Source organism: Paenibacillus sp. VMFN-D1 (genome assembly GCF_003386155.1).
In the GTDB taxonomy this organism is placed as follows: Bacteria; Bacillota; Bacilli; order Paenibacillales; family Paenibacillaceae; genus Paenibacillus_AQ; species Paenibacillus_AQ favisporus.
The window spans coordinates 131,101-154,227 of sequence record NZ_QRDU01000004.1 but is presented as its reverse complement, the minus strand read 5'-3'; the positions used below and the strand labels follow the sequence as shown (position 1 = coordinate 154,227).

Annotated in this window: 20 protein-coding genes; 6 read left to right on the top strand and 14 right to left on the bottom strand. The window is 54.8% G+C overall.

Going from position 1 to position 23,127, the window contains the following annotated elements; translation table 11 throughout:
* Positions 1–98: 98 nt before the first annotated feature.
* Genes C7820_RS24585 through C7820_RS24575 form a run of 3 tightly spaced genes read right to left on the bottom strand, consistent with a single transcriptional unit; the run spans position 99 to position 4,088 of the window.
* The gene (locus C7820_RS24585) at positions 99–2,642 is read right to left on the bottom strand and encodes a carbohydrate-binding domain-containing protein (RefSeq protein ID WP_116233273.1); all 2,544 of its coding nucleotides are present in this window, start codon (positions 2,640–2,642) and stop codon (positions 99–101) included.
* 19 nt (positions 2,643–2,661) lie between these two features.
* Positions 2,662–3,342, bottom strand: coding sequence for a DUF4956 domain-containing protein (locus tag C7820_RS24580; RefSeq protein WP_116233272.1), 681 nt, complete (start codon positions 3,340–3,342; stop codon positions 2,662–2,664).
* Complete coding sequence (locus C7820_RS24575; RefSeq protein ID WP_116233271.1) at positions 3,339–4,088, bottom strand: polyphosphate polymerase domain-containing protein; 750 nt, start codon at positions 4,086–4,088, stop codon at positions 3,339–3,341. The genes C7820_RS24580 and C7820_RS24575 overlap by 4 nt, the downstream gene beginning before the upstream one ends.
* 299 nt (positions 4,089–4,387) lie before the next feature.
* Between C7820_RS24575 and C7820_RS24570 the strand changes: the two genes are divergently transcribed.
* Positions 4,388–5,065, top strand: a complete 678-nt coding sequence (locus C7820_RS24570) for a response regulator transcription factor (protein ID WP_076172272.1) — start codon at positions 4,388–4,390, stop codon at positions 5,063–5,065.
* Positions 5,065–6,456 carry an ATP-binding protein gene (locus C7820_RS24565; RefSeq protein ID WP_116233270.1) on the top strand — a complete coding sequence of 464 codons (1,392 nt, stop codon included), beginning with the start codon at positions 5,065–5,067 and terminating at the stop codon, positions 6,454–6,456. Before C7820_RS24570 ends, C7820_RS24565 begins: the two co-directional genes overlap by 1 nt.
* A gap of 177 nt (positions 6,457–6,633) precedes the next feature.
* Here the strand turns inward: C7820_RS24565 and C7820_RS24560 are convergent, their stop codons facing one another.
* Positions 6,634–6,921 (bottom strand): alpha/beta-type small acid-soluble spore protein, encoded by a 288-nt coding sequence (locus C7820_RS24560; RefSeq protein WP_076172276.1) that lies wholly within the window; start codon positions 6,919–6,921, stop codon positions 6,634–6,636.
* Between the two features lie 128 nt (positions 6,922–7,049).
* Entirely contained in the window at positions 7,050–7,949 is a 900-nt protein-coding gene (locus C7820_RS24555) for a LysR family transcriptional regulator (protein WP_116233269.1), read from the bottom strand.
* A 158-nt stretch (positions 7,950–8,107) separates the two neighbouring features.
* On the opposite strand from C7820_RS24555, the gene C7820_RS24550 reads away from it, so the two are divergent.
* Positions 8,108–9,199 carry an oxidoreductase gene (locus tag C7820_RS24550; protein ID WP_116233268.1) on the top strand — a complete coding sequence of 364 codons (1,092 nt, stop codon included), beginning with the start codon at positions 8,108–8,110 and terminating at the stop codon, positions 9,197–9,199.
* 57 nt (positions 9,200–9,256) lie between these two features.
* Here the strand turns inward: C7820_RS24550 and C7820_RS24545 are convergent, their stop codons facing one another.
* From C7820_RS24545 to C7820_RS24530, 4 genes are all read right to left on the bottom strand, one after another.
* Positions 9,257–10,735 carry a protein adenylyltransferase SelO gene (locus C7820_RS24545; protein ID WP_116233267.1) on the bottom strand — a complete coding sequence of 493 codons (1,479 nt, stop codon included), beginning with the start codon at positions 10,733–10,735 and terminating at the stop codon, positions 9,257–9,259.
* Between the two features lie 293 nt (positions 10,736–11,028).
* Positions 11,029–11,238 carry a twin-arginine translocase TatA/TatE family subunit gene (locus tag C7820_RS24540; RefSeq protein ID WP_076172284.1) on the bottom strand — a complete coding sequence of 70 codons (210 nt, stop codon included), beginning with the start codon at positions 11,236–11,238 and terminating at the stop codon, positions 11,029–11,031.
* Positions 11,239–11,304: 66 nt separating this feature from the next.
* Positions 11,305–11,865 (bottom strand): RidA family protein, encoded by a 561-nt coding sequence (locus C7820_RS24535; RefSeq protein ID WP_116233266.1) that lies wholly within the window; start codon positions 11,863–11,865, stop codon positions 11,305–11,307.
* A gap of 28 nt (positions 11,866–11,893) precedes the next feature.
* A complete protein-coding gene (locus tag C7820_RS24530; RefSeq protein WP_116233265.1) occupies positions 11,894–13,498 on the bottom strand; it encodes a flavin monoamine oxidase family protein in 1,605 nt (534 codons plus the stop codon).
* A gap of 279 nt (positions 13,499–13,777) precedes the next feature.
* Here C7820_RS24530 and C7820_RS24525 point away from each other — a divergent pair, with 279 nt between their 5' ends.
* Together C7820_RS24525 and tatC are read left to right on the top strand one after the other, a co-directional pair.
* A complete protein-coding gene (locus C7820_RS24525; protein WP_105445415.1) occupies positions 13,778–14,029 on the top strand; it encodes a MerR family transcriptional regulator in 252 nt (83 codons plus the stop codon).
* Between the two features lie 32 nt (positions 14,030–14,061).
* Complete coding sequence (gene tatC / locus C7820_RS24520) at positions 14,062–14,832, top strand: twin-arginine translocase subunit TatC (RefSeq protein ID WP_116233264.1); 771 nt, start codon at positions 14,062–14,064, stop codon at positions 14,830–14,832.
* A 147-nt stretch (positions 14,833–14,979) separates the two neighbouring features.
* Here tatC and C7820_RS24515 read toward each other — a convergent pair whose 3' ends face one another.
* The 4 genes from C7820_RS24515 to C7820_RS24500 form a co-directional block, all read right to left on the bottom strand.
* Positions 14,980–16,008, bottom strand: a complete 1,029-nt coding sequence (locus tag C7820_RS24515) for an SMI1/KNR4 family protein (protein ID WP_116233263.1) — start codon at positions 16,006–16,008, stop codon at positions 14,980–14,982.
* A gap of 271 nt (positions 16,009–16,279) precedes the next feature.
* Positions 16,280–16,780, bottom strand: coding sequence for a DinB family protein (locus C7820_RS24510; protein ID WP_116233262.1), 501 nt, complete (start codon positions 16,778–16,780; stop codon positions 16,280–16,282).
* 213 nt (positions 16,781–16,993) lie between these two features.
* Entirely contained in the window at positions 16,994–19,096 is a 2,103-nt protein-coding gene (locus tag C7820_RS24505) for a TerD family protein (RefSeq protein ID WP_116233261.1), read from the bottom strand.
* 311 nt (positions 19,097–19,407) lie between these two features.
* Positions 19,408–20,487, bottom strand: a complete 1,080-nt coding sequence (locus C7820_RS24500) for an ankyrin repeat domain-containing protein (protein ID WP_116233260.1) — start codon at positions 20,485–20,487, stop codon at positions 19,408–19,410.
* 155 nt (positions 20,488–20,642) lie between these two features.
* Here C7820_RS24500 and C7820_RS24495 point away from each other — a divergent pair, with 155 nt between their 5' ends.
* On the top strand, positions 20,643–21,023 hold the full coding sequence (locus C7820_RS24495) for a hypothetical protein (protein ID WP_258875382.1): 381 nt from the start codon (positions 20,643–20,645) through the stop codon (positions 21,021–21,023).
* A 198-nt stretch (positions 21,024–21,221) separates the two neighbouring features.
* Here the strand turns inward: C7820_RS24495 and C7820_RS24490 are convergent, their stop codons facing one another.
* A complete protein-coding gene (locus C7820_RS24490) occupies positions 21,222–22,730 on the bottom strand; it encodes a malate:quinone oxidoreductase (RefSeq protein WP_116233259.1) in 1,509 nt (502 codons plus the stop codon).
* Between the last annotated feature and the right edge of the window lie 397 nt (positions 22,731–23,127).

Genomic DNA, 23,127 nt, shown 5'->3' with positions numbered 1-23,127 from the left:
CCCAGCCACACCCATGCAAAAAGAACCCCCATTAAAAATGGGGGGCTCTTCGTTACCCGTGCATATCACTGCATGTTCTCGTTACTTCGTGCCGGTCATTAGATCGAGGATGTGCCTGTGTCCGCATTATCCGAGCTGCCGGAGCCCGACGTTCCGGACTGTCCGGTACTGCTTGTTCCGCTGCCGGACGTGCTGCCGCTGGAGTTACCGGATGTGCTGCCGCTGGTACCGGATGCGCCGCTTTGAACGCTCGCGCCCGATCCGCTACCGTTCGCTCCTCCTCTGCCTCCCGGACCCCGGCCTCCGCCGAAGCTGCCGCCAAATCCACCGCCGCCAGTGGTTACGCCGGACTCGTTCACATACGTGACCGTGTCACCGAGCTTGAAGCTGACGACCTTCGTACCGCCGGTCAGCTTGCCGCCCGTGTACAAGCCGTCCTTCAACGTGCCTGTCGAGGTGCCACCCGTGTAGAAGGCGTAGGACTCTCCGGACTTCAGATCCGGCGTGGAGATGACGATGGTCTGGATGTCTTTAGCCGGTGCAAAGCTCAGGACCGGTGTGCCTGCGCTGTCGGCCAGCGTCACCAGCGTGCCCGCCTTCACCGTGCTCGGGAACGTCATGAGCACCGAGCGCTGCGACGAGCTTTCCGATGGCGCTTGGGCCATACCGGCGCTGCCCGCGGCAACCAGCAGACCGCCGGACTGCTCGAACGTACCGTCATAATCAAGGGCGCCGTTGCCGCCCGATGTCGGACCATTGACGATCGCGGTGCCTCCGGTCATCGTGATGGAGCCGTTGGCGTCCAGACCGTCGCCTTGCGCATTCACCGTCAGGTAGCCGCCGCTGATCGTCAGCTGCGCGGTGCCGGCGTTTCCACCCGGGCCGCCAGGCATCCCTTGGCCATCCGGACGCTGCTGGGCGCCGTTTTGGTCAGCCGAGCCGCTTTGCGCCGCCTGGCTGCCCGCATTCGCCTGTGCATCGGACTGCGCCGAGCCCGTGCCGGACGACGAGCTGCTGCCCGTTTGCGCAGACGTTCCGGACTGCGCCTGATCGCCCGTCTGTCCTTGGCCATCGGCTGCTTGATCCGGCGCCTGTCCCGGCATGCCAGCCGGCGGTTGTCCGCCGAACATGCCGCCCGGCCCTTCCGAGCTACCGCTGCCGTCGGAAGCATTCACGCCGTCATCGCTCGCGACGACGTTCACTTCGCCGCCGGCGATGCTGATATCCGCGGCCTCAATACCTTCGTAGCTGTTCTTGATGTTCACTTTGCCGCCGGAAATGACGATCGATACGTCGCCGTGAATGCCGTCATCACCGGTCGTGAGATCCAGCTGGCCACCGGAAACGAGGATGCTGCCATTGCTGTGCAACGTATCGTCCGCCGAGTCGATTGTGAACGTGCCGCCCGAAATGGCGATGCCTGCCTCTGCCTTGAGCCCTTTCGAACTCGTGGACTCGCTTTCCTCATCCTCCGTCTGAGCCGCATCCGCGTCTGTTCCACTGCTGCTGTTCGCACTAGCAGCGGTGTCATCCTTCACCTGGGATGCGGAATCCTTAGCCGATGCCGATGCCGAGGTGCCGTTCACCGAATCCGCAGCCGCACCGCTGTCTGTGCCTTGGGCACCGGACTTACCTCCCTCTCCGTCCGCTCCTGACTGGCCGCCGAAATCAGGGCGCTGCATCGGCATTTCTTCCTGATGCGGTTCGGCGTTCGCGCTGCCGCCGCCGGTTACCACATCATAGGTACCGCCGGCGATCAGCAGAGAAGCCGCCGCCTGAAAGCCGTCGCTTCCGGATTCAACATGGAACGTGCCATCCTCGATAAGCAGGTACCCTTTATCGGTCTTGTCCCCATCATAAGTCGTCTTGAAGCCGTCCCCGCCGGCGTTGACGTTGATCGTGCCCGCTTTGACGGCGGCCAGATCGCGGCCGATGATGCCGTCGTCGGCTGCGTTGACGCTCAGCGTGGCGCTGACGATTTTCAGATCGTCCTTGCTGGTGATGCCGTCCTTGTAATTCCCCTGCACGGTCAGCTGGCCGGTGCCGTTAATCGTCAGATCGTCCTGGCTGAACAGGGCCGCTGTCGGCGCCTCATCGGACGTATCCGCATACTTCGTGCCGTCCGACAGTGTGTTCTGCGTCCCTTTCGGCAGCGTCAGCACCGTTTTGCCGGCTTGCTTAACCTGGATCGCCGGGCCGTCCGAGCTCGCGATTTGTGCTCCGTTCAGCACCAGACGCACGACGTCGTCTTTACCTGCATCGACCACAATACTGCCGCCTTGCAGCTTGCCGCTGATCACATACGTTCCGGCCGAGGATATGGTTACATCGCCTCCGCTGGATTTTGCGCCTGCGCCCGTCACGGTCGCGTCCGTCCCGTTCAGCTTGATGACCGTGGAGTCGCCGGCTGACCAATCTACCGTGGTATCGTCGGCGTCATACTCCACTAGGTCCTTGATTTTCAGGCTGGCCAGCTTCGCGTTCGCTTCGCTCGCATTCACCGTCGTCGTTGCCGTCGCGTCGGTCGCCGTTCCGTCCGCCGCTGTCGTCGTATTACTCGCCGCATTGGTCGTGCATCCGGAGGCCAGCATGGCCGAAAGGATCAGAATCGCGGCAAATTTTGTTTTATAGGAATGTTTCATCGGATCAACCTCGTTTCGTTTAATATTCCTGCACCGCAGGGTTCATCGTCAGCGTAATGTCCAGATTGCCGTTGCGGGTCCGGATCGCGTCCAGAAATTCCTTCTGGTTCGTCTGCGGCCCCATTTTCACCGAGTAGACCACCTCATAGAGGCTGCCGAGCTCCGTGGTCTTGACCTTTTTCAGTTCATACTCAACGTTGTGCTTACGGAAAATCTCCTCAAATGCCTCCTCATAACCAAGGTTTTCAGGGATGGTCACCTTAAGCGTTTTGATCGCGTCTTTGCGGGTACCGAATTTGATCAACTTCAAGACGTACATCAGCGTGCAGAGGATCACTGTAAACAGCACCGCATAGCCAAAAGCGCCAACGCCTGCGGACAACCCGGCTGCCATCGAGAACAGAACATAGGAGATGTCCTTCGAGTCTCCCGGCGCGCTCCGGAACCGGATGATCGAGAAGGCGCCGGCCAGACTGAACGCCCGGGCGATGTTGCTGCCGATCAGCATAATAATGATGGCCACGATTGCCGGCAGCACCATCATCGTTAGTGTGAAGCTCGGCGAATAGGCAGGCTGTGTTTTCATGTAAGTAAAGCTGATAATGGCACCCAGCACGATGGCGATGGCCAGCGTCAGAAGCGCATGAGATAACGATAAGGTCGTGTCCGCAGCGGACGAATTCAAAATAGAATCGATCATAAAACAACTCTCTCCCTTTCCACAACTGGTGCATTAGCATGGCGTATCGATTTCTTATACTCGTTCCCGTATTTGGAGAAGCTTGTACGGTACATCTGATGCTCGGAGAGCATTTTGGACAGCCAGACCGGAACGGTCTTCTCGGCCTTGACCTCCATCAGCCACTGTCCCCGCTCCATCAGCTGATCCCCGTAATCCCCGGCCTCTAGCGCAAGATCGTAACGCCGCGAGCGGATGTTGGTGTCGAAGGTAATCCGCAGATCGCGGTTCCCCTTGCAGAACAAGGCGATGCGGTCGTATGCCAGATACACCATCGGTTTCAGCTCGTACCGGCTCAGAAAATACTCGATTTCGCTGACCACCTGGCGGTTCATGCCCTTCCGGAACTCCGGCGGCACCCCTGTACGGACGAATTCGTATGCCTCATGAAGCTTGAGCGAAGTTCTTCTTTTGTTCACCAGGCCGAACACCTTCTTCTTCAGCTCCAGATATACTTTGGCATCGCTCTCCGGCACGCCGTACGACCGGATCCGCAGCTTTTCCCGGTATTTGGGCTTGGCCAAACTCGTTCGGATGAGCGTATGATGCTCCGTATCGTAGTACAAGTTGCTGATGGTATAGAACTTGTTATCTTTGTTGTTTTCATCCGGTTCCATATATGCCATCAGATCGTTGTAAATGTTGTAAAAAGCCTTGGTGTCCATCAGATACTTGTTCTCATACCGGTTAAACACTTCAATAGCCATCGTCATGTCGCTCCTTTCGTTTATACAGGTTCACCCGGGCTCATCGCCCTTCATGTTTGTAGCTTAATGGCTTAACCTTTAACGAATCTTAAACATTGCGGTAACATTCCGTTTACATGCCGATTACAAAACAAGCTCACCATTGTACAATAAGGGACAAGCAAAGGAGCTGAGGTTCAGGTCCGTCCGGCCGCAGCCCGAAAGGCCGCCGTTCAAGGCGTTAAAGGTTGATTAAAGGTTCGCTTCTTATAATTAAGGGACAATAACGCTGCACTAGAGGTATGAAGGGGATTACGATCATGCGGATATTAATTGTGGAAGACGAGGTTAACCTGGCCGAGGCACTGACCCAGATTTTGAAGAAAAACCATTACTCCGTCGATGCCGTCCACGACGGCCAGACGGGACTGGATAACGCCCTCAGCGGGATCTATGATCTGCTGCTGCTCGACATCATGCTGCCGGGGATGGACGGAATTACACTGCTGAAGACGATCCGGGCCGAAGGCATCGCAACGCCGGTCATCATGCTCACTGCCAAGGGCGAAATTTCGGACACGATTACGGGGCTGGACTGCGGGGCCGACGATTATGTCGCCAAGCCGTTCTCGACGGGTGAGCTGCTTGCCCGGATCCGGGCGGCGCTGCGCCGCAAGGGCGAGGTTGTCCCCGAGGATGGCCTGAAATTTGGCGATATCGAGCTGAACACGTCCACGCTCAAGCTGAGCTGCAACGGGAAGGAATTGAAGCTGATTTTGAAGGAGTGCGAGCTGCTCGAACTGCTGATGCTGCGAAAGTCGGCGGTGACGTCCAAGGAGCAGATGATCGAGAAGCTGTGGGGTTTTGACTCCGATGCGGAGCACAATAATGTGGAAGTGTATATTTCGTTTCTGCGGAAAAAGCTGGCGTTCCTGAACGCCTCGGTGCGGATCAGCACGATCCGGGGCGTCGGCTATGTATTGGAGGCGACTTCTTAATGTTCAAGAAGCTGCGCAACCGGTTCCTGCTGATGAACATGGTCATCATCACCATCATCATGCTGGTCGCCTTTGCCACGATTTACGTCATTACTTATCAAAACGTGCGCCGCGACATCGGCATGGAACTGGATCGCGTCTCGGAGTTTTACCACAAGGACGGCGGGCCCGGAAAGCAAAGCCCGGGGAAAGGCTCCGGGCAGGGCGGGGCTTCGCTGGCGCAGACCGGAAGCGGCGGTAAAACGGGCAGCCTGTCCGGCACGGGCGGCAGCGCCGCACAGGCCCAAGGTTCCGGAGGCATCGGCGGAGAGCTGCCTGCCACGGGAGATACCGATCTACGCCGCCCCCGGGAAGGGCAGATCCCCCCTCCGGAGCTGTCGGTATCCTTCGAGCTGAAGACCGACCGGGATTGGAACCTCCTGTCCAAGAACACGAGGTTTGATATGGAGGATACGTTCTATGAGACGGCCAAGGAAGAGGCGGCTTCCAAGCCCGTCCGCAACGCCCAGTTTACGCTGGAGGGAACGCGCTGGGCTTACAGCGTTCAGCAGACTCCCAGCGGCTATTCCATCGTATTCCTGGACGTGACGGCACAACTGAAAATCATCACCAACCTGATCTACACCTTTTCCATCGTGGCGCTGGTCATGCTGGCGGTCATCTATCTGACGAGCCGATATTTCGCCAACCGGTCTATCGAACCGGTCCGCGAAGCCTTCGACAAGCAGAAGCAGTTTATCGCGGACGCCTCGCATGAGCTGAAGACGCCGCTTGCGGTCATCAACACGAACGCAGATGTGCTGCTGGCCAACAGCGAGGAGACGATCCGGTCGCAGTCGAAATGGCTTCAGCATATTAAATCAGAGACCGAGCGCATGAAGACCCTAACCAACGACCTCCTGTACCTGACTCAGATGGACGATGCCCGGGGCCTTATGATCTTCGTGCCGTTTGATCTCAGCGAAGCCGTCGAAAGCGTCATTCTTACGATGGAAGCGGTCATTTTCGAAAAGGAGCTGTCCCTCACTTACGATATCGAGCCGCGTCTGACTTTGACCGGCAGCAGTGAGCAGATCAAGCAGGTCGTCATGATCCTGCTGGACAACGCCATCAAATATACCAATCCACGGGGCTCGATCCATCTGAGCCTGAAGAAGCAGCATAACCATCTGCTGCTGCGGGTAACGAACACGGGTGAGGGCATAGCCCCAGAGCATTTAGACAACATCTTCGACCGGTTCTACCGCGTCGACGCCTCCCGCTCCCGCAAGCATGGCGGATATGGCCTTGGCCTGGCGATTGCTAAATCGATCGTCGAGCAGCATAAAGGGAAAATATCCGTGAAGAGCGTGCCGAACGAGAAAACGACGTTTGATGTGCAGCTGGGGTGAGACCCTTAAACCATTGACATGGGACTGGTACGCAGCTGGCTATAAACGGTAGTGAATAGCATAAAGGCACCCTTTGGGGTGCCTTTATTACATCATAAAAAGTATAAGCTTCGGAGACTCAACGCAATTCTTGCTCACGTAAGAGAAGCCGCCATGCCATGCCACAGCCTAATGCAGCTACTTCTGCCCGTCCTTCTCCGCCAGCTGCTGCTGGGCCAGCCGGATCATCTCGCGGACCATCGAGCCGCCGATTTTGCCCCCGACATGGCCGACCGATTCCGTCGTGAGCTCGCCGTTGCCGTCCGGACTGAGCGGCACGCCGAGGTCTTTGGCCACTTCGTACTTCACGTCATCTGGCCGGTTCGGATCCACGTCATACCCTTCACGCCGCATGACTTCTGCTTTAAACGTCTGCATGTCCCTGGCAACCCCTGGCACCGCGTATTTTCGGTTTCTTCTGGACATCCTAGCTTCATCTCCCCACTTGTTTTCCCTTAACATGCCCGGAGACAGCCAGGTCCATCCTCCCTATGCGCTGCCTGATCCTGCCTTTCTGTATAGTATGGGATCAAACCAGAAGGCATCTTGTACGCTTAAACGTTTGCATAGCCTGCCAAGTTAAACCGCTGTCCTGCCCTTTGTACACATGCGGCGAAAGCAAGGAACGCTTGGCTCTGGAACTGCTCCTTCCGGGTCACCAATCGCGTGGTCACAAATTTGTATTGTTCGGGGACCGGATACATGCGTACACCATCTTCATCCGCAGTCGCAGTCACAGCCATCCGGGTGAGAAACGCACTGCCGATTCCCGCACGAACGCAATTTAGCATGGTCTCCAATGTGCTGACCTCAATCATATTCACACATTGTTCCTCTAGGCTATGGAGCCAATCTTCGTTCGCAGCACGCAGTGGGCAGCCCTTCGGAAACACGACCCATGCAGGATTTCCCGTCTTAGCAAATGCTTCTGTTCCTTGACCTGCAGGCGTTAGGAGCACCACTTCTTCCTGTATTTCAAAGGCTACCTGCAGTGAAGACAGTTCAAACTCTCCGGTCAAGAAGGCGCCGTCCAAGCGCCGATCCAGAACTTTCTCGTAATTCTCCTTCGAAGTTGCAGTCACCAAAGACAGGCTCACCTCAGGGTATTGGGTCTGAAATTCGGACAGCGCCTGAATAAATGGGGCGGTTGAAGCTATCGTCTCCACCACGCCGATCGACAGTGGACCGCAAGGATAGTCAGGTTCCTTGACAGCCTTGGCTGCCTCCTCAGCCAGCATGAGAATGTCCGAGGCATATTGATACAAAACAAGTCCTTTCTCGGCGAGGACTACCCCCTTCGGTGTCCTAAGAAACAATTGCGCCCCCAACTCCGATTCCAGCTTTCGCACCCTTGTAGTGAGGTTGGACTGTACATAGCCCAGCTTCTCAGCCGCGCGGGTAATGCTGCCTTCCCTAACGATGGCCATAAACACTTTCAAGTCGGTTAGCTCCATCCCTCAAAACCTCCGGTTCAATCCCATCAATTTTTTTAATGAGCTCATCTATAGCAATCATTTTACGGTATTGAACCGGCAGGATACAATCATCTCAGGTCAACAACCAGGTGTAAAAGAAGGTCCGCAATCAAAAAAATAAAGGGAGGTTTTTAAATATGAAGCAGTATCCGAAACTTTTTAACGGTTATATGCTGGGTACCCTACCGCTTCCAAATCGGGCGGTTCTGGCGCCGATGACACGCACCAGTGCGGAGCCGAACGGAGTGGCTAACGATCGTATGGCACGTTATTATTCCCGTTTTGCAAAAGGGGGATTCGGCTTGATCATCACGGAGGGCTTGTACCCGGATGAGGAATTCAGCCGGAGTTATCATCATCAGCCCGGTATCGCCAGCATAGCACAAGCTGATTCGTGGATACCGATCATTCAGGCCGTGCACCGGGAAGGAGGAAAAATCATTGCCCAGTTGATGCATGCAGGCGCGTTAGTCCAGCATCATGCTTTCACTCCGATCGCACCGTCTGCGGTGCAACCTGTTGGAACGATGCTGGAGGATCACGGGGGCAGCGGCGAGTTCGCTGTTCCAAAGGCTATGACGCTGGCAGAGATTCGAAGAACGATCGAAGGCTTCAAGCAGGCCGCTCTCCGCGCGAAGTACGCCGGATTTGACGGTGTGGAGATTCATGCGGCCAACGGCTATCTGCTCGATCAGTTTATTACGGATTATACAAACCGGCGCACGGATGATTATGGCGGCCCGACAAGCCGGCGTATCCGCTTCGCAGTAGAAGTCCTTAGAGCCATCCGCTCCGCCGTTGGCCCGGATTATTTGGTCGGCGTTCGCATTTCGCAAGGGAAGGTGAACGATTTTGACCACAAATGGGCTCATGGAGAAGAAGATGCAAAAATCATCTTCGGGGAATTGGCCGCAGCTTCCGCCAGTTACCTTCATACGACCGAGTATAAAGCATGGATGCCCGCCTTCTCGGATGGGGGGCCGACCCTTGCAGAGCTCGCCAAACGATACAGCGGCCTTCCCGTGATCGCCAATGGAAAACTGGGTGATCCTGAAAGGGCCGAACAAATGCTTATTGCAGGATCAGCCGATCTGATCGCCGTCGGAACCAGCGCACTGGCCAATCCGGATTGGGTGAACAAGATACGGGAGGGGGGCACGCTGCGGGCTTTTGATCACCGTTTTCTCCAGCCGATGGCCACATTAAAGGAAGAGGAAGTATTGGGCTAAGAATTGTTCCTACAAAAAAAGGGCCAGCTCCGCTGGTCCTTTTCTCATGATCTTGTATCAGGTACCGCAATAGGTCCGATATCCATACGTCGTCTCCGGTACGATGGCATACTCGGCCTGTTCCGGCGTATGCGCGTAAGGATCGGCCAGAACCTGCAGCAGCTGGTGCATCACTTCGTAATCGCCGTCCTGCTCCGCCGCCTCCAGCGCTTCCTCCACCCGGTGGTTCCGCGGAATGACCGCCGGATTGCTGTCCCGCATCAATTGATGCGCAGCCTCTTTGGTTTCGGGCTGCCGGTCAAGCCTTGCCTGCCAGCGCGTATGCCAGGCCTCGAATTCTTCGATGCCATGCAGCGGAGTTCCCTCCAGCCGGTCAAACGTTAAGGCAAGAAACGTATTGGTATAGTCGGCGCGATGCGTCTTCATGAGCTCCAAAAGTTCTTCGATGAGCGACTCGTCCTCCGGTTCTTCCTGGAAGATCCCGAGCTTCGCCCGCATCCCTGCAAGCCAATATTCATTGAACAGTCCGGCAAAAGCCCCGACCGCGTTTTCCGCCAGTTTAACGGCCTGCTCCTCGTCCTCATGGAGCAGCGGCAGCAAGGCTTCCGCCAATCGGGCGAGATTCCAGGAGCCGATGTACGGCTGGTTGCGGTAGGCATACCGGCCCTGAGAGTCGATGGAGCTGAACACGGTGGCCGGATCGTAGGTATCCATAAAGGCGCACGGACCGTAGTCGATCGTTTCTCCGCTGAGGGTCATGTTGTCCGTATTCATGACGCCGTGAACGAATCCAACCAACTGCCACTTCGCGATCAGAGCGGCCTGGCGCTTGATCACTTCCTGCAGCAATATAAGGTAGCGATTTTCGCCGGAAGCAAGATCCGTATCGGGATAATGCCTCTGCAGGGTGTAATCGGCCAAAGCCCGCAGGTCATCCGTCGTGCCTGCTCCCCGCGCGAACTGAAACGTGCCGACACGGATATGGCTTGCCGCCACGCGGGTCAAAATCGCGCCCGGCAGCTCTTCCTCCCGGGTAATCGCCTGGCCGGTGGACGTCACGGCCAAGCTGCGGGTCGTCGGAATGCCAAGGCCATGCATGGCCTCGCTGATGATGTATTCACGCAGCATCGGCCCCAGGGCCGCCCGTCCGTCGCCACCGCGGGAGTATGGCGTGCGGCCCGCTCCTTTGAGCTGAATATCCACTCGCTTGCCATCTGGCGTGACCTGCTCGCCCAGCAGGACCGCCCGCCCGTCGCCCAGCATCGTAAGATGGCCGAATTGATGCCCGGCGTATGCCTGAGCGAGTGGCTGCGCCCCTTCCGGAATGCGGTTTCCCGCCAGTTCCGCAGCTCCTTCATCGCTCATGAGCGCCTGAGCGTTTAAACCGAGCGACACCGCCAGCGGCTCATTAAATGCCACGATCCGCGGCGAACGAACCGGCACCGGATCCTGCCGGGTATAAAACAGATCCGGCAGCCCGGCGTAGCTGTTGTCTAAATGCCATCCCGTCTCCAGCTTTCCTTGTGTATCCGTCATAAAGGTCTCCTTTTTCAATCCTAGTCAAATCATTCTTCGCATGATGACAGCCTGATGGTCTTATGGCCAAGTACGGTTCCACTGCTTCATATCCTGTGCCGTATCCAATTTATTATGCGGCCCAGAACTTCAGCGGCCAAACGATACCTGGTTCTTCCATTATAAAAGAACACAGCGGTGGAAACCATGATGCGCTTCGGCGGCTGGGCGCAAACAGCCCCGCCATTCGCATTGAATGACGGGGCCGGCTATACAGGGTGGCCGTTGATCGGCGCATACGTTGCTCCTACCCTTTATCCTTTGATTTTAATAATACCGGACTCTCGCTCACGCTCTTTGTCTTCTTCTTTATCCTCACCGACGAGGTCCCTTGCGGACGACTTGAATTCGGAGAGCGTGCGTCCCACCGCACGGCCCAGCTCCGGCAGCTTGGAGGGCCCGAACAAAATCAGAACGACGACCAGAATCATCATCAACCCGGCAAACCCTACGTTTTGAAACATCGCCAATCAGCTCCTTCTCATTTGTCATGGAGAACATTCCGCCTTAGCGAAATCCGTGCTCCCGCCTCACTTCTTCTTCGAATCCGGCTTCACGGCCACCGCTTCGATCTCGATCAGCCAGTCGGAATTCACCAGGCTCGCCACGCCTACCGTTGAGCGGGCCGGCTTAACCGGGTTAGCTTCGGTATTAAAGAACTGCGCATAGGCATCGAACCAACCCGTATAGTCAAACGTGCCGCCCTTCTGGGCATCAGGAGCGATGTATACCCGCAGGTAAACGACATCTTTCAGGCCAAGGCCCTGCTCCTTCAGCTGCTTTTCGATTTCCTTCAAAATGCCGATGCCCTGCGTTTTCGTATCCCCATAGCGTTCATAGACCGTCTTGCCGTCTTTGTTCAGTACCGGCGGGACGGTGCCGCTCGTGAACAAGTACGATGCGCCTTCGGGAACGACCACACCGCTGGATATGGACGACGACGGGCTTCCGTAAAATACCGGCGCCGGCGCCGTCTTGATCGGCTTGGCCGGTTTCGCCGGGGTATGGGCGGCGCTGTCGGCATATGCCGTGACGCTGACGGTGCCAAGCAGAACCGTCATCAGCAGCGCCGTTTTCATTTTTTTCATCATAAAAGACCAGCCCCTTCTAGATATGAATCTATGATTTCATGACACGCTGATGGATATCGGTGACCACCTCGCGGGCAGACTCGATCGCTCCGGCCTGCCAAGCGGTAATGTAGCTGATATGCTCACCGGCCAGGTAAATCCGGTTGTCAGGCTTGCACAGTGTCGGATAGTACGTTTTGCGGTCGTTTGCTGAGTAAGAAACCCACCCGCCCTCTTGATACTTGATCGTTTTCCAGTTGATCGAATAGGAGGATTCGAACTCTTTTGGATACTGCGGATGGATCTTGGCCCCCTGCGCAAGCGCCAGCTTCTCCCGCTCCGCATACGACATCGCTCCGAGCTTGTCGGCAACCCCGCCGTAGGCATAATAGCCGAGGAGGACTCCCTTTTTCCCGAAATAATCGGTCGGCGGGTAATAAATCTGCGTAATGTCCATATTCGTCAAGCTGCTGCCCCCGTACAAGTGCTCATCCTCCTCCCAGAAGCGCCGCTTGAACTGCAGGCCGATCTTTCCCGCAGAGGCGTAGTTGATGCTCTGAATCGCCTTGGACATTTCGGGGGAAAAATCGGCGGGGATCTTCTTCAGCACGGATAATGGAATGGTGCAGATGCAGTAATCCCCTTTGACCTCCTGCTCCCGGCCGGATGCCATGTCGGTGTACACGATTCTCACGCCCGACGAGGACTGGCGGATCTCCTTGACCTCGGCCCGGAATTTGATCCGATTGCCAACCCGCTTCTCGAACGCCTTCGCAATAGCGTCCATCCCGCCGATCGGGTGGAACATCATCATCTGCTGGTCGTATTCGTACTCATTGCTGAAATACTTGCCGAAGCCGGAGTTGATGATCGACTTTAGATCGAACGGATCGCGGAGAACCCCGGCATCAAGCCGGCTCCCCGGCTCATCCTTGTATCCGCCGCGCTGCGAGCCTTTGTAGAATAAATCGGGGTTCAGGTCCCCCTCCACCTTTAAGTAATCGACAAGCTTCATCTTCTCTTCAGCCGTGAGCGGAAGATCGAGCGCGTTCTGGTCAACCGCCTTGGCGAGCATTTCCGCGACGTAGCCGCGTACGTCCGCTTTGGCCGCCCGTTTCGGCACCTTTTGACCGGATAAAGCGCCGACGTTTTCGTTGTAGTAATAGCCGCTTTCATTCACGTTGTTGAACGGTTCGATCGCAACGCCGAATTTCCGGCAGTACTCCAAGGTGACATGGAACTGCGGAATACGCATTGGGCCGGCATTGAAATACAACCCCTTATCGAAGCGGGACGTCTGGGTACCCGAACCGATTTCTGCCTCTGACGTGCCGCCGCGAACAGTCCAGCATCGGCCGCCAGCCCGGCTTTTCGCCTCGAGAATCGTGCAATCGTACCCGGCCAATCCCAGTTCGTACGCTGCCGTCATGCCGGCGATCCCGGCGCCGAGAATGATAATTTTTTTGCCGCCCCGTCCGCTTAAGTGCAGATCATTCGGGCCCGGCGGCTCATATTCGGCGGCCTTCATCGTCTCCGGCGACAGCAGTCCCATCGTTCCCATCAGGCTGAAGACGGCAACGGATCCCCCTACTTTGCCGACGGTCGACAGAAATTGTCTGCGGGTCATCTCTTTCGGTTGCTCCTTGATTGTCACCTCGATCACTCCTTCGCTAGTGGAATGGAACCTCTTGAGGCGATCTTAGCAAAGAAATTTAGTTTTCGGTGAATTTGTGTAAGGATTTCTTACAAGAATTTTTTATTTTCAAAAACGGATTGCATTTTTAATGGGTTTTCCTTAAAATCATGTCATAATTCCTTCCACAAACATCTGTTGGTGTGTCTCTTCTCTTTGTTTTATCTTCTTCTAGGTTTCAATCCTGGCTGTTTCTGCAATGGTCCGGGGTTAACTATACTTGCACAGGAGGTAAAAAGCATGGAGAGCAAGGTGATGAGCATTGGCGTCGTCTGCGAGCTGACCGGCTTGTCGGAACGCCAAATCCGGTATTATGAGGAACGGAAGCTGATCTTCCCGGAGCGGACGAAAGGAGGTAACCGCCGATATTCTTTTGAAGACGTAAAGGCCATTCAGGACATCTATCAAAAAATGCAGGAGGGATTTAATACGCTGGAGCTGAAGGAAATGAAAAAATCGAAAACGCCGCGCTGCACGCCGGCCTTCCGGTAACGGACATGACTTGGGAGGAGTGATCTTCGCCTATGGAAGCGAAAAATACGATGACCCTGCTCGGGCATATCGCCGAGCTTAGAAAACGGCTCCTTTGGATCGCCGCCGTATTCATCGTCAGTATGGCAGCCGGCTTGTTTGCAGCCCCTCATATTCTGACGCTGCTGCGGACGCATTCCCCACTCCACGTCGCATGGAACGTCTTCTCGCCATGGGACGGACTGCGGATTTATATGAGCATTGCCGTGGTACTGTCGCTGCTGCCGACCATCCCCTTTGGCATGTACCAGATTTGGCGGTTTGTCAGCCAGGGACTCAAGCCTGGCGAGCAAAAGGCGGCGGTCCGCTACATTCCGTTCTCCGCATCATGCTTTCTGGTGGGCGTGGCCTTTGCATATTTCGTCGTCTTTCCGATGAGCCTGCGCTTTACAGCCGGCATCAATCGTCAGATCGGCCTTGTGGAGACCTATGGGGTATCCCAGTACTTCGGGTTTATGTTCAATATCATGATCCCGCTCGCCATTGCCTTCGAACTGCCCGTGATCGTTATGTTTCTGGCCCGGATCGGGATCTTAAACCCGTCGATTCTAAAAGGAATGAGGCGTTACGCGTACGTCGTTCTCGTTGCCGTGGCTGCACTGATCTCGCCGCCTGATCTCGTCTCCCATCTCATGGTGGCTGTTCCGCTCATCGCCTTGTACGAAATCAGCGCTTGGCTGACCGGTTGGGTGCATCGCAAGAAGCAGCGTGCGAAAGAAGCATTGGAGCATGCCGTCACGGATGGATCCTATTCGGCAACTTAAAAGTACGAAAATGGAACTACCCCCTATGACATAAAAAAGGAAGCTGGCTCCCCTACGTGGGAACCGCTTCCTCTTGATTTTTTGGCGCGATATTGCTGGGATTCCATCCCCGCTCACGCGTTCATGGCGGTTTTGTTGTCACGGGTCCTAGGCGTTAACTAGTCCGCGGACAAAGGTTTCAAAATCGGGCGCGAGCCGGGTGATCTTACGCCCGTTTGCCTGATCCACATGCACAACCTCAGGCTCTCCATCGTTGCCGGAGCCGCGGTAATCCAGCATGACCACGCCGGACTCCTGCGGGCAGTCGCAAATGACGACGCCGAACTCCGGATAACCACCGTTCTCGATGATAGACCGGCTGCCGGAGGCCCCGCAGAGCGACTTGGCTTTGTCCCGGCCAATGCCGAACATGCCGTGAATCCGGACCCCGCTTGGCGCTCCATCGGCGGCTTCACCCAGCGGGAAGTACCTGCTGCGGGGAATGCCCCCGTTATGTATTCTCATCATCTGCACATAAAACACCGGCAGCTTGAACACCAATTCCTCCTGCACGGAATCGATCAGATCATCCATCGGCGGAGCCGAAACATACGATTCCGCATCGGGATCGGCGTCGTTCCAGAAGTTGTTGATATCGAAACCCTCATTTGGCGAGCCATACTGCACATCTAAATTGGCTTCGTCCGATGGGATGGCATTCACCGCAGCCACGGCCGCCGCGGCACCGTCCGTTTCATCGGTTTCCCCGGCTTCATCCGAGCCGCTGTTGTCTTCCGCCGAATCGTCCGAATCTAAATCCTCATCTGTCTCTTCCTCGAATTCCCCGGCCTTCTTGGCACGGATCCATTCCAGAAACTCCAGGGTATCCTCATCCCCCGGCTCCAGCTCATCGGCACGGGTAAACTCCCGCTCGGCATCATCGTACTGCTCCAGATAATAATAGGCCAGTCCAATCCGGTAATGCCAGAGCGGATCCTCCGCCCCTTCCTCGGCAACGGTCAGAAACTGCTGCACCGCCTCCTCGTAATGTTCCAGATTGTTCAGCGCCCGGCCTAAATGGCCGACCAGCTCATAATTCCGCTCCTCCGCAGGAATTTCCGTTACGGCCTCTACGATGCGTTCGTATTCATCCTCTTCATGCCATGTCTCCAGTTGTTCCAACAGATCCTCGCTCATCCTCATTCCCCCTGCGATATACTCTTGCTGTGATTATAGCATTTTCCGAAGGCGGTTCTCCAGGCCGCGGCAGCCTCAAGGAGTTGCATCGCATTTATGAAAAAAGCGTCTATGATGTTAGACGCTCGTTTCGGCCAGGTTTTGCTGCTGAGGGCTTCTCATCCCACACAAAAAACCTACCGAAGGCATGTTGGATTTCACTCTACATACCTGCCGTAGGTCCGTCAATACCATTTTGTCATTCACAAGGGCAAAATGGCACCCAATGATTTTACAGCGGTGGCTGCTGTATCCCCAGCTTCACCCATCCTTCCTTCGATGGCCCGTAGACGGCCGGTATGCCCAGTCCCGCTTGACGCATCAGAACCGTCGCTTGACCCCGATGATGCGCAATGTGCTTGATCAGCCCCATCAGGATGGAGGCATTGGATTCCATTCGGCCAAATGCGTTTTGTACCTTGCTAAGTGATTCATCGGTCCACTGCTCTTCCAGTGCCTTAGCGGCTGCTGAGCTGACCGTCCGGAAGGTATCTGCAATTTCCTTGGCGGAAGGGACTTCATCCGGATTTGCGACCTTATCCATCTTGATGCCGAATTCGTTCAAATAGTCAGGGATATTCGAGACAAAATGCCAGGCGATCCTGCCCAAAGTACGTCCTTCCGAATAGACCTGCTGCCCCAGCGATTCATCCGTCAGCGCATTCAGAACCCCCTGCGTCAATTCGGCTTCCTTGTTCCATTCCTTAATAAAATCCTGTACCGTCACATACATCACATCTTCCTCCTTTTGATGGTTAAAGTTTCTTACGACCAGCCTCTGCTTCCTTTTGGCCTTTCATACGTCCATCTTAGCCCATATTGGTGACAGGGATTGTCATAGTTGCGAATTTTATTAAAAAAAAAATCAGGAACACAAAAAACCGACGCATGATCACCATGAGCCGGTTATCGGTTAATCTCTTTACGTTTTTCTGTATATCCGAATCTACACCATATATTCCGCCATAATTTCCTCGATATCGTAAGGTGTTACCCCTTGCTCAACAGAGAACAACGCATCGGCCTCCCCCGGAGTTTCGGTCAGCACCCCGCGAGCCTTGGCATGGAGCATGAACAGATCATACAGGTCCGGTTTCCGCAAAGTCGTCATCGCTTTGCCCATCAGAACCATCCCTTTTTGGTTCCCCTCGATGTTGTTGTAATAGTACGGATGCCGGGCTAAAGACAGGTCTGTCCAGATTACCGTGCGTTCCACCAGATCCAAGATTACGGGGATAGCAATCTGCGTATCGGCGGTGACATCGATTTTGTTCGCAACCGTACCAGGCTCGAAAATTTCGCCGGACCCGGGCTTCTTCCGCATCATCCAGCCCGTAAAGCACTCCGGCAAATCGCAATACGGCTGGCTTGTGAACGAATGCAGCGTCGCCACAATATACCGTCCGCCATAATCGACGATGGAAGGAATGTGCAGGTCGATAAACTCGCACGCGCCTTGAGGGGCCGAAACGATATCTCCGCTGTGCACAGCCCGGTACTTGGACGACCGCAAGTTCGTATACGAAATATGCTCTACATACTGCCAGTCACGGTCATACATTACGGCGGACAGGTCGATGTCCACGCGGCCCGTCGGCTTGCCGTCCACCAGGCCCTCTTTCCACCAGCTGAAGAAACGGATCGTATCTCCTTCCGCCATCGGCACCCGGCTGCCGCGCACGATCGTATGCAGCGCTTTGCTGGCAGAGCGCCCGGAGAACGGCACGAGGTAGCTTTGGAGCCGCTTGTCGACATACACCTTCCCGAGCGGCGGCAGGGCAGAGAAGCGCCCGATCAGCGCCTGCTCGCATAGCTGTACGATGTCCCGGCATGCCTCCTCGTCAATCTCCGGCAGGTTGTTCCGAAGGGCAAACGCTTTGGCGACATTCCCTTTTGGAAAAAAGACGCGCAGTTGCTGCCGCTCCCGGCGGCGGGCAAAATGGTTCTTCACCTGCAGCAGCACCGGCGTCGATACTTCCTTAACCACCTCGCCAAAAGCCAGCACGACATACTCTGTATGCTCGGTGGACCGGAGCAGATGATCGAGCCTTCTCGCCAGTTCGCCCGGGCGCTGCATCAGGAGATCGATCAGCGTCCAAACGTTCCGGAATTGGAAGGCCAGCTCCACGCTTCTATTAAAGGTCGTGAACGGCTTGTCGTTGCGCAGGACGTCAAAGGCTTCCTCGCACCGCCGAAACCGGTGCTTATATTCGGAAGGATGCAGAATTTCGCCCAGCCGAATCCAGCGCTCCTTGTACCGCAGCATATCTTCCGTGATGGATGGGCACTTCTCGAGCAGTCCCAGCAGCAGCCGCCGCTCGCGCCGTTTGAATTTGCGGAAGCGCGTCGCCTCAGCCAGACTAACGTCGCCGTCCGACCATGCGGCTGCCAGCCGAAGGACATCGGTCGCCGTCCGGAAGTACCGTCCGATCTGCTCCAGATTGGCTTTGTCATGCTTCATTAAGGACGCTGCGACGAATGCCGCATTTTCCTTGAACGGGATGTCGTCCGGTAGAAGCATTTCCATATCATCCGCGCCGGCAAACGCAATGACGTCATCAATATCCTGTTTGTCACGATCGGAGATGGAGCCTGTGGCTTGAATCAACCGGGAGATCAGGCTCATGAATTCCGCACGGCTCCCCAAACCAATCACTTTCAGGTTACCTTCATCCTCCAAGGGCAGCCGGTCCGCATGCCCATACGCCGGTACATCCAACGTCAGGTAATGATAAATCGCATTCAGATACAGCTCGGCATCGCTATGCTCCATGACCTGCATCGGAAAATCCGGGTACATCGGTTTAAACTTCACATGAGCCCCGACCATAACCTGTAAATCCGCAACCAGCTGTTGGTATAATGCTTCAAACTGCACTTTAGATAAGTCCTTTACCGCGCGCAGCAGCGCATGCGAAAACGTATATCCCAGCGCTTCGATATTTTTCAGGGCGGATGCCAAATAGGCCTTCGGGAGCGGCTCGCCCCCCTGCCCTTGTTCCACGATCAGATGACTAGCTCTTCGTAAATAGATGGTATTGATATTCATATTAAAGAGTCCAGGAAACCCATGCCCCTAATTTTTTAATAAGGGTTAAAGAAGGAAGGAGCATGATAGCCTGGACGCCTCCTCTCTGAATCGAAATCCTTCAGGGAAGCGGCGGCCCTATGTTCGCCAAATGAAGTTAGAAGGAAGGACCGCCATAGCCTGATGGTCAAGGGCTTCGGGTTTTGCTGAACCCGAGCCTTTGATGTCCCCATCTTCCCATACTCCGCAGCGCGTCAACAGGGCGAAAGTATTACGATGTATGAAAAATCATCCAGATTCGTCCGGATCATCCTCAGGCACCAGTCCGGTTTCTACAGCTCTCCATCCAGAAAACGAACGAGATACGTACCAGGCTGCTCGAGGAACTCTCCCAAACGGCACAGGTCCGAATAGTTGTCATGCTCGACGTCATAGCAGCCGATCCATCCTTTTTTCTTCGGATTCCACATGAGCTGAAGATCCGAGTAGTTGTCTATGTCTGCAGACAGGCGCAGCAGCTTCTGCCGCCCGACCTTGACCGGGATCGTGTCGGTCAATGTGAAGAAATCGATATGCCGGATATCGTACTCATTGGGGGCTAACTCAAGGCGCAGACGGTCACCGGTTAACAGATCGACCAGCTCCTCCGGTAATTTATACGCTCTCAGCTCATGCTTCTTATTCGCCACGTCATGAAATTCCAGCGGTTCCAGCGATTTTAAATAATCGGCCAGGACTGCGTTCTTTTGGCTGACCGCGATCGTATACGGCCGTTCACCGTCCTTTTCCGCTAACGTCACATCCGCGCCCCGCTCGACCCAAAACTTGACCATGTCGAAATTTCCGATTCGCGCGGCCACGGTTAACGGTGTTGCTTCGTATGGATAGACTTGATCCGGCTGGTTGTAGTTAATGTCCACCCCCTGATCGAGCAAGTAATTGAGGGTCTTATAGTCATGATCGGACACCGCCTGGCGAAGTACAGCTCCGCCGTGCTGCTTGATATCGAGGCCCAGCTCCTGAATGAGCGGGATGTTGCTTTTGTTGCCATAGTAGGCCTGCGAATACGCGCCGGAGCCCACTCGATTAAGCATGTCCATTCTGGCACCCTGCTCGGCGATGTAGCGTACCATCTCCTCTTTTCCGTAACGGACAGCCCGCAAAAAAGCCGGACTCTGTGCGTCATTGAGATTGACGCCGTGCCCTACCAGCAGCTTAACTACATCCAGCCGTTCCGCGATCACGGCAAGGTCAAGCGGACTTAACGCGGTATACCGGCTAAGTACGATACCCTCCTCCATATCCCAACCCTCCGCGATAGCATTCCGCAAAGCCGGAATATTGCCTTGATAGATATGCATTGCGATTGCTGGAAGCTCCTTGAATTTCCCGATATCTTTCAACTGAATCATGGTTTCCTCTCCCCTGCCCGAATGATCAAACTTAGTTCCATTTATGTAGATGATTTATTTGTAAATCGTAGACGGATCCCCTTGGCTGCATTAAGCTTAAAATATATTACTTGGAGCCATTTACCTGAATTATATTAAAAATGGAAGCGAGGTGCATGCCATTGACGACGATTGTTATGATCATCATTATCTTTTCTTTACTTACCGCCTCACTGACGATCACTTTTGCCATCAGAACGGTAAGCCGTCAACGTAAAGGGCTATCGCAGCGCAAAACCATCCTAACAAACGGCACATCCGCGCAAGCTGTCATCCATTCCATTCAGCAGACGAATGCGCAGCTGGGTAATCAACCGGAGGTGCTGCTTGATTTAACCGTCACCATGCCGGATGGCGAATTTCATCATACCATCGTAAAAACGTTTATCCCGATCGTGAATATACCCTCCTTTCAGAAAGGCTGCGTCGTCGAAGTGAAGTATATGACGATCGCTGGCGAGCCAAAGTTTGAAGTCGTCGGTGCTTACGTACCTTGACCGGTGTCCTCTGCGAATGCAAAACGGCCCTCATCCCTTGAAACTCAGGATGAAGGCCGTTTTATTTAAGATTATAGAATTTATAAATTTCAGCGAAGCTGAACCATTCTATAATCGCAAGAAAAACTTCAGTTAAACGCGGTCTGTCTTCTTTGAAGGTACGTCGATAGACGTTTTTCTTATCATATATCGCTATATTTACATCACGTTGGCCGAATGCAGTCCACGGTTGAGACCGAGCGTGCGTGCCGTCGACGTATGAATTTCGCGGATCAGCCCCGGATTTTTCATCAGAGGCGCGCCATAAGACGGAATCATTTCCCGAATCTTCGGCTCCCACGCCTTCGCATGCTGAGGGAAGCATTTTTCGATGACCTCAAGCATGACGGAAACGGCGGTGGAGGCCCCGGGAGAAGCCCCCAGCAAGGCAGCGATGGATCCGTCCGCGGCGGTCACGACTTCCGTACCGAACTGGAGCGTGCCTTTGCCGCCAGCTTCCGTATCTTTGATGACCTGCACGCGCTGGCCGGCCACCAGCATATCCCAATCCTCGCTCTTGGCGTTCGGGATGAACTCACGCAGCTCTTCCATACGTTTTTCCTTCGACAGCATCACCTGCTGGATCAGGTACTTGGTCAGTGACAGGTTTTTGGCGCCTGCAGCCAGCATCGTGAGCACATTGTTCGGCTTGACCGAACCCAGCAAATCAAACATGGAACCGGTCTTCAGGAACTTTGGCGAAAAGCCCGCAAACGGTCCAAAGAGCAGCGACTTCTGATTGTCGATAAAACGGGTGTCCAAATGCGGAACCGACATCGGCGGCGCACCTACCTTGGCCTTGCCGTACACTTTGGCATGGTGCTGCGCTACCACTTCCGGATTGTTGCACACCATAAAGAGTCCGCTGATCGGGAATCCGCCGATATGCTTCCCTTCCGGGATGCCGGATTTCTGAAGGAGCGGAAGGCTTCCGCCGCCACCGCCGATAAAGACGAACTTCGCCGTATGGCGTTCGACGCTGCCGCTGCTCAAATTGCGTATTTTCAATTCCCACGCGCCATCGCTGGTGCGTTTAATATCGTCCACACTGTGCTTGTAATGAATATCAACGTTTTTGCTCTTCAAGTGCTCAAACAGCATACGCGTTAAAGCGCCAAAGTTGACGTCCGTTCCCGAGTCCATTTTGGTGGCCGCGATCGGTTCATCCGAGGTCCGGTCCTTCATAATGAGCGGAATCCATTCCATCAATTTTTTCGGATCGTCGGAGAATTCCATCCCTTGAAACAGCGGATTTTTGGACATCGTCTCAAAACGTCTCTTCAAAAATGCCACGTCTTCTTTCCCCTGAACCATACTCATATGGGGGAGCGGCATAATAAAGTCCTGCGGATTGCGAATCAAATTACTTTTGACAAGATAAGACCAGAACTGCATGGAAACCTGAAATTGCTCGTTGACGCTAATCGCTTTGCTGATATCTATGGATCCATCCGGTTTTACGGATGTGTAGTTCAGCTCGCACAGGGCGGCATGCCCCGTTCCTGCGTTGTTCCATTCGTTCGAGCTTTCCTCTCCCGGGCTTGCCAGCTTCTCAAACACTGTAATTTTCCAGTTCGGTACTAATTCTTTCAACAGTGTCCCCAAAGTCGCACTCATGATTCCGGCACCAATTAAGATAACGTCTGTATCGGTTTGTCTGTTGCTCATAATTACCGTCCTTACACGCTAGTATTTGAAGAAAAGATGTAGGCGCTCTCAAGAGGCAAGCCAGAGTGCGACCCGGTTATCCACCTTTTCTGATGAATGATTACTTAATTTATAGTATAGCACTATTCTCTGGAGTGTTAAATGATTGTCGTGCGAACAGCTCGGAAATAAACAAAAACCAAAGGCCATCGCCCGGCAGCATACCGGAATAGCGGCTTTGGTCATGGGATAGTCTCCTAATCTAATGAAGTTGCCCACCCCTCTGCGGTAAGCACCCCGGCCTGCTTCGGAAATACCTTCTCCGTTAAGACGCGATGAACCTCGGGGGTCTAGGTATAGGCTTGTGCATAAGGGGATTCAAATTAGGAGTGGAATCAGCCCAATTCTCCTGGTTTGG

Excerpts from the sequence above, each read along its gene's own strand:
- C7820_RS24555 (WP_116233269.1), bottom strand. The coding sequence starts at position 7,949 with ATGGAGCTAACCGACTTGAAAGTGTTTATGGCCATCGTTAGGGAAGGC.
- C7820_RS24500 (WP_116233260.1), bottom strand. The coding sequence starts at position 20,487 with ATGATTCAGTTGAAAGATATCGGGAAATTCAAGGAGCTTCCAGCAATC.
- C7820_RS24540 (WP_076172284.1), bottom strand. The coding sequence starts at position 11,238 with ATGTTTCAAAACGTAGGGTTTGCCGGGTTGATGATGATTCTGGTCGTC.
- C7820_RS24525 (WP_105445415.1), top strand. The coding sequence starts at position 13,778 with ATGGAGAGCAAGGTGATGAGCATTGGCGTCGTCTGCGAGCTGACCGGC.
- C7820_RS24545 (WP_116233267.1), bottom strand. The coding sequence starts at position 10,735 with ATGACGGATACACAAGGAAAGCTGGAGACGGGATGGCATTTAGACAAC.
- C7820_RS24560 (WP_076172276.1), bottom strand. The coding sequence starts at position 6,921 with ATGTCCAGAAGAAACCGAAAATACGCGGTGCCAGGGGTTGCCAGGGAC.
- C7820_RS24490 (WP_116233259.1), bottom strand. The coding sequence starts at position 22,730 with ATGAGCAACAGACAAACCGATACAGACGTTATCTTAATTGGTGCCGGA.
- C7820_RS24535 (WP_116233266.1), bottom strand. The coding sequence starts at position 11,865 with ATGATGAAAAAAATGAAAACGGCGCTGCTGATGACGGTTCTGCTTGGC.
- C7820_RS24550 (WP_116233268.1), top strand. The coding sequence starts at position 8,108 with ATGAAGCAGTATCCGAAACTTTTTAACGGTTATATGCTGGGTACCCTA.
- C7820_RS24565 (WP_116233270.1), top strand. The coding sequence starts at position 5,065 with ATGTTCAAGAAGCTGCGCAACCGGTTCCTGCTGATGAACATGGTCATC.
- C7820_RS24505 (WP_116233261.1), bottom strand. The coding sequence starts at position 19,096 with ATGAATATCAATACCATCTATTTACGAAGAGCTAGTCATCTGATCGTG.
- C7820_RS24510 (WP_116233262.1), bottom strand. The coding sequence starts at position 16,780 with ATGTATGTGACGGTACAGGATTTTATTAAGGAATGGAACAAGGAAGCC.
- C7820_RS24515 (WP_116233263.1), bottom strand. The coding sequence starts at position 16,008 with ATGAGCGAGGATCTGTTGGAACAACTGGAGACATGGCATGAAGAGGAT.
- tatC (WP_116233264.1), top strand. The coding sequence starts at position 14,062 with ATGGAAGCGAAAAATACGATGACCCTGCTCGGGCATATCGCCGAGCTT.
- C7820_RS24580 (WP_116233272.1), bottom strand. The coding sequence starts at position 3,342 with ATGATCGATTCTATTTTGAATTCGTCCGCTGCGGACACGACCTTATCG.
- C7820_RS24575 (WP_116233271.1), bottom strand. The coding sequence starts at position 4,088 with ATGGCTATTGAAGTGTTTAACCGGTATGAGAACAAGTATCTGATGGAC.
- C7820_RS24585 (WP_116233273.1), bottom strand. The coding sequence starts at position 2,642 with ATGAAACATTCCTATAAAACAAAATTTGCCGCGATTCTGATCCTTTCG.
- C7820_RS24495 (WP_258875382.1), top strand. The coding sequence starts at position 20,643 with ATGCCATTGACGACGATTGTTATGATCATCATTATCTTTTCTTTACTT.
- C7820_RS24570 (WP_076172272.1), top strand. The coding sequence starts at position 4,388 with ATGCGGATATTAATTGTGGAAGACGAGGTTAACCTGGCCGAGGCACTG.